The organism is Synechococcus sp. 63AY4M2, assembly GCF_002760475.1.
Lineage (GTDB): Bacteria > Cyanobacteriota > Cyanobacteriia > Thermostichales > Thermostichaceae > Thermostichus.
Genome location: NZ_AXUX01000001.1, coordinates 692,097 through 706,587 on the forward strand (window position 1 = coordinate 692,097; position 14,491 = coordinate 706,587).

13 protein-coding genes and 1 pseudogene are annotated in these 14,491 nt (G+C 61.8%); 7 read left to right on the forward strand and 7 right to left on the reverse strand.

What is annotated here, in order from left to right:
• A pseudogene (locus SYN63AY4M2_RS14090) lies at nt 1-195 on the forward strand (RNA-guided endonuclease TnpB family protein); the annotation flags it as partial.
• 99 nt (nt 196-294) lie between these two features.
• Here SYN63AY4M2_RS14090 and rpsT read toward each other — a convergent pair.
• Complete coding sequence (gene rpsT / locus SYN63AY4M2_RS03135; RefSeq protein ID WP_011429810.1) at nt 295-597, reverse strand: 30S ribosomal protein S20; 303 nt, start codon at nt 595-597, stop codon at nt 295-297.
• 88 nt (nt 598-685) lie between these two features.
• On the opposite strand from rpsT, the gene SYN63AY4M2_RS03140 reads away from it, so the two are divergent.
• The gene (locus SYN63AY4M2_RS03140; protein ID WP_011429809.1) at nt 686-2,050 is read left to right on the forward strand and encodes a CRTAC1 family protein; all 1,365 of its coding nucleotides are present in this window, start codon (nt 686-688) and stop codon (nt 2,048-2,050) included.
• A 27-nt stretch (nt 2,051-2,077) separates the two neighbouring features.
• On the opposite strand, the gene SYN63AY4M2_RS03145 is transcribed toward SYN63AY4M2_RS03140, so the two are convergent.
• Nucleotides 2,078-3,976, reverse strand: coding sequence for a cation:proton antiporter (locus SYN63AY4M2_RS03145; protein WP_011429808.1), 1,899 nt, complete (start codon nt 3,974-3,976; stop codon nt 2,078-2,080).
• A 279-nt stretch (nt 3,977-4,255) separates the two neighbouring features.
• Here SYN63AY4M2_RS03145 and SYN63AY4M2_RS03150 point away from each other — a divergent pair, with 279 nt between their 5' ends.
• On the forward strand, nt 4,256-4,696 hold the full coding sequence (locus SYN63AY4M2_RS03150; protein ID WP_011429807.1) for a DUF4278 domain-containing protein: 441 nt from the start codon (nt 4,256-4,258) through the stop codon (nt 4,694-4,696).
• Nucleotides 4,697-5,477: 781 nt separating this feature from the next.
• The gene (gene raf1, locus SYN63AY4M2_RS03155) at nt 5,478-6,575 is read left to right on the forward strand and encodes a RuBisCO accumulation factor 1 (protein WP_041438181.1); all 1,098 of its coding nucleotides are present in this window, start codon (nt 5,478-5,480) and stop codon (nt 6,573-6,575) included.
• 147 nt (nt 6,576-6,722) lie between these two features.
• On the opposite strand, the gene sppA is transcribed toward raf1, so the two are convergent.
• The 5 genes from sppA to SYN63AY4M2_RS03180 all read right to left on the reverse strand — a co-directional run bounded on the left by sppA (nt 6,723) and on the right by SYN63AY4M2_RS03180 (nt 12,073).
• A complete protein-coding gene (gene sppA, locus SYN63AY4M2_RS03160; protein WP_011429804.1) occupies nt 6,723-7,529 on the reverse strand; it encodes a signal peptide peptidase SppA in 807 nt (268 codons plus the stop codon).
• 74 nt (nt 7,530-7,603) lie between these two features.
• The gene (gene fabG / locus SYN63AY4M2_RS03165) at nt 7,604-8,308 is read right to left on the reverse strand and encodes a 3-oxoacyl-ACP reductase FabG (protein ID WP_011429803.1); all 705 of its coding nucleotides are present in this window, start codon (nt 8,306-8,308) and stop codon (nt 7,604-7,606) included.
• A gap of 48 nt (nt 8,309-8,356) precedes the next feature.
• On the reverse strand, nt 8,357-9,196 hold the full coding sequence (rsmA, locus tag SYN63AY4M2_RS03170; protein ID WP_011429802.1) for a 16S rRNA (adenine(1518)-N(6)/adenine(1519)-N(6))-dimethyltransferase RsmA: 840 nt from the start codon (nt 9,194-9,196) through the stop codon (nt 8,357-8,359).
• A 7-nt stretch (nt 9,197-9,203) separates the two neighbouring features.
• Nucleotides 9,204-10,925 carry an ATP-binding protein gene (locus tag SYN63AY4M2_RS03175; protein ID WP_011429801.1) on the reverse strand — a complete coding sequence of 574 codons (1,722 nt, stop codon included), beginning with the start codon at nt 10,923-10,925 and terminating at the stop codon, nt 9,204-9,206.
• Nucleotides 10,926-10,978: 53 nt separating this feature from the next.
• Entirely contained in the window at nt 10,979-12,073 is a 1,095-nt protein-coding gene (locus tag SYN63AY4M2_RS03180; protein ID WP_011429800.1) for a PIN/TRAM domain-containing protein, read from the reverse strand.
• Between the two features lie 233 nt (nt 12,074-12,306).
• Here SYN63AY4M2_RS03180 and SYN63AY4M2_RS03185 point away from each other — a divergent pair, with 233 nt between their 5' ends.
• The 3 genes from SYN63AY4M2_RS03185 (at nt 12,307) to nth (ending at nt 14,464) form a co-directional block, all read left to right on the forward strand.
• A complete protein-coding gene (locus SYN63AY4M2_RS03185) occupies nt 12,307-12,549 on the forward strand; it encodes a NifU family protein (RefSeq protein ID WP_011429799.1) in 243 nt (80 codons plus the stop codon).
• Between the two features lie 112 nt (nt 12,550-12,661).
• On the forward strand, nt 12,662-13,762 hold the full coding sequence (rseP, locus tag SYN63AY4M2_RS03190) for an RIP metalloprotease RseP (protein WP_011429798.1): 1,101 nt from the start codon (nt 12,662-12,664) through the stop codon (nt 13,760-13,762).
• Between the two features lie 6 nt (nt 13,763-13,768).
• Entirely contained in the window at nt 13,769-14,464 is a 696-nt protein-coding gene (nth, locus tag SYN63AY4M2_RS03195) for an endonuclease III (RefSeq protein ID WP_011429797.1), read from the forward strand.
• Nucleotides 14,465-14,491 lie beyond the last annotated feature (27 nt).

Sequence of the window (14,491 nt, forward strand, 5' to 3'; positions counted from 1 at the left end):
AAGTGCAACCATAGGCTACCACGAGATTGGCAAGGCGCTCTGGGTGTTATGCTCAGGGCTTTGCGGGATACCGCCTTTCTGTTTGGACTCCGTCCGAGTAGCGCGGTCGCGTCAGCGTCGCGTAGTGACAACGGAAACGGACAGAATGCTATCGCTTCACCGCTGAGCAGTAATGCTCAGCAGTGTTCAGCGTAAATGTATCAGTGTCAAACAAAAGCTCGGTAAGCAAATGCTCAAGCTTGCTTCCGGGGCAGCAGTAGAGACCTTTGGGCCCTGCCCGTCCAAGACCCTGTCTTAGGAGGCACTTGTGGCGGCCAGGGATCGTTGCACGATCCGAGACAAACGCGCCTTCCGACGGGCGGCTGTGTTTTTGTGGAGAACCCCTGTTTTGGCCGCTTTGTCGATGCGGCTAAAGGCAGCGCTCATCGCCGCTTGAATCTCCTGCAGGGTTTCCGGTTGGGGGTTGGCGGCGTAAGCAGAGGAGAGAGAAGTGACTTTTTTCATCAGCGCGCGCACCATGGCTTTGGTAGCTTTGTTGCGCAGGCGATTTCGCTCCGCAATCTTGACGCGCTTGATGGCAGATTTGATGCGTGGCATGGTTGAAAGGGAAGCGACAGCGAGGATCTAGCATACCATTAGAGTCTGGAGCCCCACCAGTTCCTGCCTCTCCTACGACGGGATCCCCATGTTCCAAGATTGCAGCTCCCTCATCCAGTTCAACCCGCCTGCTTTTTCCTATGGAGTTGCCATTTGCGATGTGGATCGGGACGGGGCTTTTGAGCTGTTTGTGTGCGGCTTCCGCGGCCCGAATCGGGTTTTGAAGTGGAACGGCCAGGCGCTGGTGGATTTGGTGGACGATACTCTGGCCGATGCAGGGCGGATGGCCATTGGGGTGGCTGCCGGCGACTTCGACGGCGACGGGCAAGAAGAACTCTACGTCTTGAATACTGATACCTTCGGCGGGCGCAAGCGCTTTGGGGATCGCCTCTTCGACTGGCAGGGATCCCGTTGGGTGGATCTGTTCTCTCTGCCCCACAACCAAGATGCCCTCAACTTGACGGCAGGTCGCTCGGTGGCCTGCGTGGATCGCTTTGGCCAGGGGCGGTACGGGTTTTTCGTGGCCAACTATGGCGGCCCCATGCGCCTTTACGAGCTGTCCGCCGGCCAGATGATCGCCGATGTGGCGCCAGAGGCGGGGGTAAACCGGGTAACGGGAGGGCGGGGGCTGGTGGCCGTGCCCCTGGTTTCCCAGCGGATGGACATTTTTGCCGTCAACGAGCAGGGGCCCAACTTTTTGTTTCGCAACCGCGGGGATGGCACCTTTGAGGAAATTGCCGCCGAGGTGGGGTTGGCGGATCCCGGCGAGCACGGACGGGGGGTGGCAGCGGTGGATCTGGATGGGGACGGGCGGTTGGATCTGGTGTACGGCAACTGGGAAGGGCCGCATCGCCTCTGGATCCAAACTTCCAGCGGCGTCTTCAAAAATGTGGCCCCTCCCGAGCTGGCCAGGCCCTCCCGCATCCGCACGGTGATCGCTGCCGACTTCGACAACGACGGTTACCCAGAGCTGTTTTTTAACAACATCGGCGAGCCCAACCGGCTGTTTGGCTGGCGCTCCGGCTGCTGGCAGGCTATCGACATGGGAGATGCTGTCGAGCCGCAGGGACTGGGGACGGGAGCGGCGGTGGCGGATGTGGATGGGGACGGTTGCCTAGAGCTGCTCGTTGCCCACGGAGAATCGGGCGCCCAGCCCCTGAGCTTCTACCGTCCGCTGGCCCCTGGCAACAACTGGCTGAGAGTTCTGCCCCTCACCCGCCAGGGATCCCCAGCCCGCGGCGCCTTGGTACGCCTGGTTACCTCTACCCGCACGCAGATCCGACCCATCGACGCCGGCAGCGGCTACCTCTGCCAGATGGAGCCGGTGGCCCATTTTGGCCTGGGATCCGAGTCGGCAGTAGAAGCCATCCAGATCCAGTGGCCGGACGGCAAACAGGTGCAGGTGGCTCACCCACCGGTCAACCAGCTCCTGCGGATCCCCTATCCTGGTTAGCTCCCCTGAGAGGGGTTTTGTCTCTATCTACTCAGCCGAGCCCGAGATCCCTGCCCATTCCGGCTGTACAGGGCGCTGCCAGTGCTCCCACCAGGCGGTCGCAGGCTCGGGTGGGCCGCTGTCGCGGCTGCCGTTGGCATGGCCGAGGAGCGGCGGGGATGGGGGCTGCGCCGGCCAACTCACGGGGGTGGGGATCAGACAACTGGGGTAAGGAGGGCGCAAATCGCGGTAGTGGCTGCTGCGGATGGCCAGAATCTCCTGCTGGATGACCTCCAGGGGCTCGTCCAGCTTCAGCAGCACATGGCTGCACAAGCCCAGGCTGGCCTCAAATTCCGGGTGGACGACTTCCCTGGCCCCCAACTGATAGAGCTGTTCGATGTCCTCTTCATGGGTGGCCCGCACCACCACATCCAGGTGGGGCGCCAGTTCCAGCGCCCGTTTCAGGCAAAGGCGCATGCTCAGGCGATCCGGCAGGGCGATCACCAGGGCGCGGGCGCGGGGCAGGCCAGCTTTCTCCAGCACCGGGGCGCTGGCGGCATTGCCGTAGAGATAGGGGATCCCACGGGAGCGCAGGTGTTGGATGACCCGTTCCGACTGGTCGATCACCAAGACGGGATGGCGACGGGCTTCCAGGATGCGCACGATGTCCTGCCCCACCTGTCCATAGCCGCACACCACCACGTGATCCTGTTGGGGAGCGTCGGGGGACAGGGCGGGGGGCCGCTCGCTCGCTTCCAGCCAACGGGCAAAGAAAGGGATCCCTTGTAATTTTGCCAGCAGCCGCGGCGCGCCCCTGAGCAGAAGGGGAGTGACCAGCAGGGTAACGGCGGTGGTGCTGACGACGAGCAAATACAGTTGCCGCGACACCAGCCCTAGCGCTTGCCCTTCGCTGGCCAGGACAAAGGAGAACTCGCCGATCTGCGAGAGGCCCAGCCCCACCAACACCGCTGAGGGGAGCGGGTAGCCGAACAGACCGGCCAAAGGGGCCACCAGGCAAAACTTGCCCACCATCACCAGCCCCACTAACCCTAAGATTAAGGGCAGGTGGGCAGCGATAAAGCTGGGATCGATGAGCATGCCGATGGCGGCAAAAAAGAGGGCGGCAAACACATCCCGCAGCGGCTCCACATAGGCCAGGGTCTGGTCGGCGTATTCCACTTCTGAGATCATCAGCCCGGCCAGGAAGGCCCCGATCTCGCTGGAAATGCCCAGCCGCTCTGTCAACAGGGCAATCCCCACGCAGAGGCTGATCACCCCCAACAAAAACACCTCCTTGCTCTCCTGCTGCGCCAAAAGGCGCAGGAAAGCGGGCACCAGCCACATCCCGCCCACCACCGCCCCCAGCCCCACCAGGCCAATCTCCGCCAGCGCCTTGGCCAGGGATCCCGCCAGCTCCGGCAAAGGACAATCCAAAGCCGGCAACACCGCTAGCATCAGCCCCACCGCCAGATCCTGCACAATCAAGATCCCCAGCATGGCGTGAGCCTGGGGCGTGCCCATCTGGTTGGTCTCGGTGAGGCTTTTGAGCACCACCGCTGTGGAAGACAAAGAGAGCACTGCCCCCAGGAAGATCCCCTGCACCGGCGTCAGCCAGCCGCTGGCCACTGCCAGCGCCGCCGTGATCGCGATGGTCAGGCCGATCTGCAAAGCGCCGCCGCCAATGGCGATCCCCCGCACCTGGCGCAACTCTTTGAGGGAAAACTCCACTCCCAGGCTGAACAGCAAAAAGGTCACCCCAAACTGGGCCAGGGTTTCCACCTGCACCAACTCCTTGATCCACCCCAGCCCCGTTGGTCCCACCAGGATCCCTGCCAGCAGGTACCCAAGCAACACCGGCTGCCTCAGCAGCGCTGCCAGAAAACCACCCGCCGCCGCTGCCGCCAACACTGTCACGATGTCCAGAATCAGGCGAAAGTCTTCCTGCACAGAGACACCCCACCAGGAGTATGAACTTTTGTAGCCAATCCTGAGGATTCTTCCACGATAATGCTTTCTTCGGCCCTGCGGACAGAGTGGAAGGCTGGGCCCAACCCAAAGCGCTGCAAACCGGCTCCCGCAGGGGATCCCGCCTCATTCAGGCTGGGTTCTTGGCCAGCCAAAGGGAGGATCAGTGGAAATTTTCGTTAAAAGTTGGTGGCAATACCTCAAAACCGTAGCTTATAATACAAAATGTAGAAAGAAATCGTTCATCTGGAGGCGAAGATCATGGAACTCTCTTACCGTGGCGTTGGTTACACCCACTCGCCGGCGACGGTGACTGTTTCTCCGGGCAAAGTGGGGGGTCGCTATCGGGGGCTGGACTGGCGATTTCGCCACCTGAGCAAGCCGGTGGTTTTGCCCACCAAGCTTGACCTGCTCTATCGGGGCGCGGCCTATCGTTCCGAAGCTGCTGCAGCGCCGGCTCAAACCGTTCAGACAGCCGAGGCACCTGCTCCTGGCCGTTCTCACGTTCTGGATGAGCTGGCTCGCCGCCTGATGATGGGCCACCAACGGGCGATTCGGGTTCGTCAGCAAGCCATGTTGGTGCGTGGCACGGAGCGGGTTGGCCTGCAGGCCAATGTGCGCAACTTCTGGAACCGCATCCAAGGAAAGGTGCATCCCACCTTCCGTCTCACCTATGACCGCAGCCGGGTCAGCATGAGCTAGTTTGCTTTGCCCACCCCAGTTCATCTTCTGGTATGGCGGGAGAGGGATCCCTTTGGATCTGGATGGGGGGTCAGGGGAGGGGAAAAGGCGCGGCTACTTCATCGAATTCAGGTGACGGAGGGCGAGTGCCGAGAGAGCGCCGAGAGCAATTGACACTCCCTCCGCCGGAAGGCGGGGGATGCTTAACGTAGTTCACAAACGGGCTCGTAAAGGCGCTGCCAAAGCGCCTCTAGCTAGACAGTTCCTTGAGGCAAGGCCCCAAGGTTCTGCTGACTTTTCTGATCGCGTCAGGGGGCAGAGTCCTTGCAGGTTGGCTGAGACGTTGGCATCTCCCAGACGCTGGCCACCGGTCGAGTTTTTCATCGTGATGAGGTGCTTGCCTGGGAACGGCACGCCTCGGTAACAACGATACCATTATGAGCAACTCAAGTTGCCTACGGGCTTTTCCGCCCCGCCCTAAAGTACGAGGCTACCGAGCTATCCTTTTGTGTTTGCAGGTTGGCCAGCGGTTGGGGGGTCACTCTTGCACGTGGGCGGGAAGGGGATGCGAGCTCCAACGCTGCCCCCCGCGTTAGTGGGCCGTAGGCCTATGTTATTTGAGGCTGCCCTTATCAACCAGCCCAGGGATCCGCGGCTGGCTTGCCGGCTACAGGATTTCCCAAAGCCCCCGGCTACCGCTTCGCGGAAGCAAGCTATAGCCATGGGGCAGTTTACTGTATTGGATGGGTTGGTTCTGTATGCGTTCATTTTGGGCTATTGTCGTTGCGGAGGAAGCGTGGCCATGAGTCAGCATTTGCCGGAACCCACTGCCCCGGAGGAGGATCCCAGCCTGTTGATGGGCCGGCTGCAGCGCAAAGAGGGGGGGTGGCTGGATTGGGCAAAGGCCTGCCAAAGCTTGCAACGACAGAAAATGACTCCCCAGGCCATCTTCGAGGCGACCGGGTTTGAGCCCGCCCACCAAAACCAGATCGTTGTCGCCGCCCAGGTTTACGAAGGAATGGCGAAAGCAGGAGCCAGCTCAGCCGTTTTGGAGCACTTTGCCCACAAAGGCAGCGATATTCTCTACGAGTTGCGCATCCTCTCGCCTCAGGATCGCGTCCGGGTGGCGGAGCTGGTTGTCAGCCGCAACCTGGGTGCCGATGAGGCCCACGAGATCGCCCGGGCTGTGAAAAACTATGCCCAACTGCGGCAGCTCCCGGAAGGGTTCACGGATCACCCCGGCGATGCGGTGGCTTACCAAGCCTGGAAAACTGCCCAGGAAACCCGCGATCTCCAGGAGCGAACCCGGGCCATTGGCCGCGCCTTTCAGTATGCCCACAGCGAAACAGCCCGCCAACAGGTTGAGCGGCTCTTGTCGACGTTGGCTCCCGGCTCCCAACCCCAGCGCAAGCCGTTGCCCAGGCTTTCGGTGTTTCGCCCGGAAGAGGATCTGCCCCGTCTGCTGCCGGTGGCCGGATCCCTGCCTCTTTCTACCGCCACCTGGGAGCAGATCCCTGCCGTTGAGCCTCAAGGCCTTTTTGGTTGGGTCACCAGCGTGGCTGGGCAGACGTGGATGGCCTTGCCCGCTTGGCCGGCCATTCAAAGGGCCGCCGACCCAGTCGCCCTGCAGGTGGACAATGGTTTGCTGGGATCCCTGTTGGGCTGGCCGGTGGCCCCTGAAGAAGAACAGGATCCGATTTTGCTGGTGGCGGATCGCGCCGTTCGCACCTGGGAAGGGAGGGCAGGGGTTTTCCTGGTGGATCGAGGGGGAGCTGTGGCGGTGGAGTGGATAGAGGATTCGCCCCCCTCTCCCCTGCTGGGCCAAGTGCTGATGGCGGTGCGTCCCCCCCGCATCTTCGACGAGGAGTTGGCGCAGGATCCCTGGCAAATAGAGGAGTAACTCCGGCCAGCCAGACGCACCGCCGCAAGCCCCCGGCCAGGAGCAGGTGGCAAAGCGGCTTCTGGCTTTGCTTCCCAACTGCTCTCTTATGCCGGCATAAGGGTTGGGGGCGGGAGAACCAATCCTCACAGTTGTGGAGGCCGTCTCTCAAGAACCGGTGTAGAGCCACAGGGGCAGGCCTGAGGTGCTTACCTCAAATTGCAGACGCGCCAATGCCTCTGCCGCCGGTAGCAAGCGGGCCCAACCCCTGCGCCGTGGGAGCAGATCGCAGAACTTCGCATCGGGCGGCAACCCTGACAGCTCCGCGGCCCAGAGGCGGGCATCCTCTTCTGTGCCCAGGCGATCCACCACGCCCAGGTGCAGAGCTTGTTCGCCGCTGAAAATGCGGCCATCGGCAAAGGTTTTGACCACATTCACGCTTAGCCGGCGAGCGGCAGCAACGGTTTGCACAAATTGGCCGTAGGTGATGTCGATCAACTCTTGGAGGATGTTGCGCTCTTCTGGGGTCAGCTCGCGGTCAAAGGAAAGGATATCCTTGTAGGGGCCGGACTTGATGACCTTAAAGGAAATCCCTATCTTGTCCAGCAGCCGTTCGAGATTGTTGCCGCGGATAATGACGCCGATGCTGCCGGTGATGGTGCCGGGGTTGCTGACAATTTTCTCGGCTCCCATGGCAATGTAAACCCCTCCAGAGGCAGCGATGTTGCCAAAGCTGGCCACAATGCGCGTGCCCTTGCGTTCCCGCAGACGCGAGAGGGCATTGTAGATTTCCTGGGAGTCTGCCACTGTCCCACCGGGGCTGTCGATGCGCAACACCACGGCAGGGATCTGTCTTTCTTCCACCTCTTGCAAGGCTTTGAGAACCCGCTCTCGGGTTCTGCCATCGATCACCCCTGTTACCTCAATGCGGCCAATTTGCTGACGCCAGCCCCCCAAGAACCATCGCTTCAGCATAGGAAAACGGCACGAAAATAAGCCTCTACCCTCGTATCATGAAGGCCGTCTGGGGGTGCGGTCAACCAAGCAGCTCAGACATTGCCGTACACCGGGATCGCCGCCCCTCTCAGATCCCGCGCCGCTTCCGAGACCAAAAAGGCGATCACCTGCCCGATCGACTCGGGCTTTACCCACAGCTCCGCCTGCTCGGAGCCCATGGCAGCCCGGTTGGCCGGCGTGTCGATGATGCTGGGCAGGATGACGTTGGCGGTGATGTCGGTGCCTTTGGTTTCGGCGGCAATGGTGCGGGTCAGGGCCACCACCCCCGCTTTGGAAGCACAGTAGGCGGCCAGTTGGGATCCCGGCTCTACCGCCCCTCGGGAGGCCACCGTCACGATCCGTCCATAACCCTGTTGCCACATCTTGCGCAGGCTGTGCTTACAGGCCAGGAAGGTGGTGGTGAGGTTGAGGTCAAAATCGCGCCGCCAATCTTCTAGGCTGTACTCGTGAGTGGGGCCCATGGCAAAGCCGCCCACCAGGTGCACCAAACCATCGACGCGGGGCAGATCGTCGATGAGCCGTGCCACAGCGGCTTCGTTCAGCAAATCCACCTGCACAAAGCGCACCTGATCCAGGCTATTGGCCGGCAGGCGCTGCCGCAAAACAGCCAACTCCTCCTCTTGGCGGTAGGTCAAGGTCAACTCTGCCCCTGTGTCCAGGAGCACGGGGGTTACTCCCAACCCGAGCCCACCGGTACCGCCAGTTACAAGGATCTGTCTGCCTTGGTTGTTGAGCATAGGTTGTTTTGGGGTCTGGTGAAAAACCCTTGAGGACTTCCTCTCACCCTACCGCGGTTTTCCCTCGCCGGAAACGGCAGCCATCCTAGGTGTCTGCTCCAGCAGCAGATCGCTCAGGGCCAGCCAATCGGGCAGATCCAGCTCTTCGGCACGGGCCGTGGGGCTGAGGCGGAGCTGAGCCAGAGCGGCGGCCACGGTCTGGCGATCCACGAGGCCTCCCAGAGCATTGACAAGTTGCTTGCGGCGGGCGGAGAAGCCCTGGCAAACCAGTTGGGAGAACCAGCGGGGATCGCGGGCGGGGGTGGGGGCGGGGCGGGGAGTGAGGCGAACCACTGCCGATTCCACTTGGGGAGGAGGCCGGAAGGCGCTGGGGGGCACGCGGCAGATGAGCTCGCACTCGGCCAAGTAGCGCACCCGTACACTCAGAGCGCCGTAGGCTTTGCTGCCAGGGCCGGCCTGCAGGCGCTCGGCCAGCTCTTTTTGCACCATCAAGACGATGCGCTCAAACTGCCTCACCGGCTGGGCCGGGGATCCCAACACTTTCTCCAAAATTGGGCCAGTGAGGTTATAGGGGATATTGGCCACCAGCAGGCGGGGCTGAGGCGGCAGCGGCAGGCGAAGAAAATCTCCTTCCACCAAGTGAAAGCGGGGTTGGTCGGCGAAGCGCTTTTGCAGCAGCCGACACAGATCCCGATCGATCTCTACCGCCACCACATGTACGCCCTGGGCCAGCAACCGCTGCGTCAACTGCCCGGTGCCGGGGCCGATCTCCAGAACCCACGCAGGATCCCTCTGAGGAGGCGGCAACTGGGCGGCCCGCACAATCGCCTCATGAACCGCGGGATCCTTAAGCCAATGCTGGCCAAACCGTTTGCGGGGATAGGGCATCGGTGGATCAGCACTGGGCCGGATAGGGCATTAGGTTGGGATTCGTAGCCTCTGGGGGGCCTTCTTGAGCTGGGCTCGCCTCCCCCCCTGGGAGCGGCTGGCGGTAGAGGGGCACGGTAAAAGTGACGGTGGATCCCAGCCCTTCGCCCAGGCTATAGAAGTTGATCTCTCCCCCCATTGCCTCCACCAGCCGTTGGCTGATGGCTAGGCCCAAGCCGGTGCCGCCGTACTGGCGGGTGGTGGAGCCATCCACCTGGGTGAAGGCCTGAAACAGCTTCTGCTGCTTTTCCAGCGACACGCCGATCCCGGTATCGATGACGCGGATGCGGGCCATCCCCGGGTCGCCGGGAAGGAGGTCGGCTCGTACCGTCACCGAGCCTTTGGGGGTGAACTTGATGGCATTGCCCACCAGATTGAGCATCACCTGCAGCAGGCGTTGGTAATCTCCGTACAGCCAAATCCGATCCGGCGTGGGGGGCAGGTGGAAGCTAAGTTGCAATCCCTTCTGTTTGGCCTGCAGGCCGGTTTTGGCCTCCACATCCTTGAACAAGGCGCGCAGGTCGCAGGGCTCAAACTGCAACTGCATTTTGCCCGCCTCGATCTTGGCGATGTCCAGCACGTCGTTGATCAAGGCCAACAGGTGCAGGGCCGAGCGGTAGGCCTCCTGCAAAAAGTCCAGCTCCTCTTCTCGGCTTTCGGCCATCCCGTCCAGCACCAGCCTAATAAAGCCGATGATCCCGTTGAGAGGGGTGCGCAGCTCATGGGAAGTATTGGCCAAGAATTGACTTTTCAGTTGGTTGGCCGATTCTGCTTGGGCGCGGGCCTGCTCCAGCTCTTTGTTTTTCTGGCGCAGTGTCTGGTTGGCCAACTGCAGGCGAGTGGCCAGTTGGCGACTTTGATCCAGCAAAATGGCGTGGGCAATGGCGGTGCCCAGGTAGGTGGCGATGCTCTGCAGCACCTGAAGGTGGCCGGCCTGCCAGAGGGGGGCTTCGTTGGGGGGCAACACTTCCAGCCAGAGCAGGCTGTTGGCATAGCCCCGGTAAGACATGGCGATGGCCAGATGGCGTCCCATCACCACCGGCTCTTCTTGACGAAGGGCTTGCAGCAGAGGCGGGTGATCCGCCAGACGCAAGGTCTGGTTCAACAGCGAGGGATCCCCCGGGTTGCGGCGGTACTCAGCATTGACTGTGAGGGAGTCCTGCCCCATTTCGTAGAGGGCCAGCAGGCAGCGATCCGCCCCGAACAACTGGCCCAACTGCTCCACCGTCTGCTGGCACAGCTCGCGGATGCCGAGGGAGTGGCCGATGTTGCGCAGCAACTGCGCCGTGATCCCCGGCACCGGCTCGGTCAGGAGGGGATGGCGCTGGGCAGGGGGGCTGCCGGCTCCGCCGGCCAAGTTGAAAGGCGTCGCCCCCAACACCTTGCCCACTACCGACACGGCCACCACCTCCCCCTCCATGTCCCGCACCGGGTTGAGGCAAAGATGCAAGTGCAACTTGTAGCGGGGAGAAATCACCTGACACTGATGCTGCAAGGGATCCCCGCTCGCAAACACCTGCCTGAGCTTGGCTTCGTACTCCTCCGCATTGGCCACCTCCCAGCTTTGCTGTCCGCTCAGGATCTGCTGCGGGTAGATGGCGTAGTTCTCAGCACCCTCCCAATAAAAACTCCAGAAACGCTGCTGGCGATCCTGGGTGTAGAAAATCAGATCCGGTTGGAGGACGCCCATTGGGGGAGAGGCCATCATTGCGTCGGGAAAACAAAGCTCTTCGGCCTGAAGCCTCAGGTTTTCGCAGAGGAAGCTGGGCTGGAGTCCTTGTTGAGGCGGGCGAAGAGCATCCGGCCCGCCGAGGTTTGAATGGCGCTGGTCACCACAACCGAGCGAGTCTTGCCCAGAGAGCGCTGTCCCTCTTCCACCACCACCATCGTGCCATCCTCCAGATAGCCAACCCCCTGGCCCGGCTCCTTCCCTTCGCGGGTGATCTTGATATCGAAGCTGTCGCCGGCAATGTAGATGGGCCGCAAGGCTTCGGCCAGCTCGTTCACGTTGAGCACCTTGATCCCCTGCAGTGTGGCCACCTTCTTCAGGTTGTAATCGGTGGTCACTAGCGTTCCCCCCACATTCTGGGCCAGGCGCACCAGCTTCTCGTCCACGGTGGCCAGATCCGGGTAGTTGGCTTCGTGAATCACAAAGCGGTCGGGATAGGCCTGGCGCAGGGCTTGCAGCGTATCCAACCCTCTGCGGCCTCGCTCCCGTTTTTGCGGATCGGCTTTGTCGGCGATGGTTTGCAGCTCCGCGATAACAAAGCGAGGGATCACCAGCGTTCCCTCCAAAAAGCCTGTCTCGATCAACTGGGCCACGCGCCCGTCGATGATGGAGCTGGTGTCCAAAACCTTGGGGCTGGCCGCCACCACACTGCCCTCTGCGGCCGCCTGCAGGGCGTAGTTGGGGTTGAACAGGCGCAAGAGCGCAGGGCCATGGGTATCGGCCAAACTCACCCCCAAGTAGGCAAAGGACAAGCTAAAAAAGACGGAGGCCAGCGGCTCGATAAAGCTATTGAGCTGCTGAGGCAGGGGCAACAAATAGACAGGAGCCATGGCCAAGTTGGCAATCACCAGGCCGATCACCAACCCCACCGAGCGGCTGATCAACACATCCGGCGGCAGCGAGCGTACATTGGCCTCGAAGCGGCGGTAGCCCCAGCGCACCAAGGATCCAAAAGCCAAACCCGCTAGGACACCAAAGCCGCTGGTAACCACGCGCGCCCCCTCCACATTGGCCCCCTGAATGGCGGCAGGAGGGAGCAGATCCAGGCCGTAGAATCCAAGACCCGCCCCGGCCAACATGAAGATCACAATCAGTAAGACATCTAACATGGCGAAGAAAGCGCCCCTGCTCAGAATAGGCTTGGGTCTGCTGCTCGCAACAGGCAAATCTGAGTCCTATTCTAGTCTTCTGGCTGAAGAGAGGGATCTCATCCCCCACCCCGAAAGAAGGAGACTATGCTGAAGAAGGGCGATCCCTCCCTGGCTTGAGGGGTCTGGCGAGAAATCGCTACAATCAACATCTCGACATCCCAGGCAAGGTCTCAGCAGAGCTGGAAGCAACTATGGCACAAGCACTGGAACTAACGGCCGAAAATGTGGAAAAAGTCCTCAACGAGCTGCGCCCCTACCTGCAAGCCGATGGCGGCAACGTAGAGCTGGTGGAAATCGACGGCCCGGTGGTGAAGCTGCGCCTACAGGGGGCCTGTGGCGCCTGCCCCAGCTCCACCCTGACCTTAAAAATGGGCATCGAGCGCAAGTTGCGGGAGAGCATTCCCGACATCCTGGAAGTAGAACAAGTGTTCTGAGGGCTCTGCCGCTTCTGGTCTGTTATCTTGGTTCCTTAAGGCGGCAGGTGCAGCCGTCGCTGTGGCTCTCTGCCTCTTGCTCTTTTTTTCCTTCTCTCCTTCAAGCCAGCCCATGCCTGTTCTCCTCTCCATCGCCATTCTCGCCCTGCTGATCCTGGTGCATGAGGCGGGACACTTCGCCGCAGCCAAACTCCAAGGGATCCACGTCAACCGCTTTTCGCTGGGATTTGGCCCGGTGCTGTGGCGCTACCAGGGCAAGGAGACGGAGTACGCCATTCGCGCCCTGCCGTTGGGGGGCTACGTGGGCTTTCCCGACGATGACGAGCGCTCTCCCTACCCGCCCGACGACCCGGATCTGCTGAAGAATCGCCCTGTCGCGGATCGCCTGGTGGTGATGAGCGCGGGGGTGATGGCCAACCTGGCCTTCGCCTATCTGGTGCTGGTGCTGATGTTTGCCACGCTGGGGATCCCATCGGTGACGCGCATCCATCCCGGCATTCTCATCGCCCAGGTGATGCCGGATAGCCCGGCGGAGCGGGCCGGCTTGCAGGCGGAAGATGTGGTGTTGCGGGCAGCTGACCACGATTACAGCACGGTTGCCGACGAGGCCTCGGCCTTGGCAGCTCTCAATGATTTTCAGGCGTTGATCCGCCGCAGCCAAAACCGGCCCGTCCCCCTGCAGGTGCAGCGAGGGGAGGGGGATCCCATTCTGGAGATCACGGTGACTCCCGAGATGCGGGGAGAGGTGGTGGCCATTGGGGTCAACCTGGCCCCCAACCAAGAGGTGACACTGCGCCCGGCTCAGAGCCCGGCAGAGATCTTTGCCGAAGCCGGGAACGCCTACCAGCGCTTGGTGATGATGAACCTCAGTGGCCTGCAGCAGCTCCTGCAGAACTTCCAAAACACCGCCACCCAGGTATCCGGCCCGGTGGGGATTGTCAAGCTCGGCGCGGATCTGGCGCGGGACGATGCTGCCAGCTTGTTTAATTTCACCGCCTTGATCAGCATCAACCTGGCTATTCTCAACCTGTTGCCCCTGCCCGCCTTGGATGGGGGACACATCGCCTTTTTGATCTTGGAAGCGATCCGCGGCAAGCGGCTGCCCAAAGAACTGGAGGAACGGGTGATGCAGACGGGCTTGGTGCTGCTGCTGGGGCTGGGGGTAGTGCTGATCTTCAAGGACACCCTTGCCATCGTCACCGGGTCGGGCTAGTTGCAGATGAGCGGCAAGCGGGCTTTGCGCCAGCGGGCTTTGGAGATCCTGATCCGGCTGAAGCGCCATTACCCCAACTCTACCTGTGCCCTCCACTACGAAACGCCGCTGCAACTGCTGGTGGCCACCATTTTGTCTGCACAGTGCACCGACGAGCGAGTCAACCAAGTTACGCCGGAGCTGTTTCGCCGCTTTCCCGATGCCCAGGCGCTGGCGGCGGCGCCGCGGGAGGAGATCGAGGCCCTGATCCGTCCCACCGGCTTCTACCGCAACAAGGCTAAACACATCCAAGAGGCCTGCCGCAAGATCGTGACGGACTTCGGCGGCCAGGTGCCCCGCACCATGCCGGAGCTGCTCACTCTGCCGGGGGTGGCCCGCAAGACGGCCAATGTGGTCCTGGCCCATGCCTTTGGCATCAACGCTGGCGTGACTGTCGATACCCACGTCAAGCGCCTCAGCCGTCGCCTCGGCCTCACCGAGCACGAGGATCCCGTGCGCATCGAGCGGGATCTGATGCAGTTGTTGCCGCAAGCCGACTGGGAAAATTGGTCCATTCGCCTGATCGAGCATGGGCGGGCCATTTGCACCGCCCGCAAGCCCCTTTGCGAACAGTGTTTTCTGGCCGATCTCTGCCCCAGCGCCCCCCTCCCGGGGCCGGCGGAGAAAACGGACAGAGAAGCCGCAACAGCCTCCCAGACTTGAGCGCCTGGCATCCGGTTTTTCGGCTCC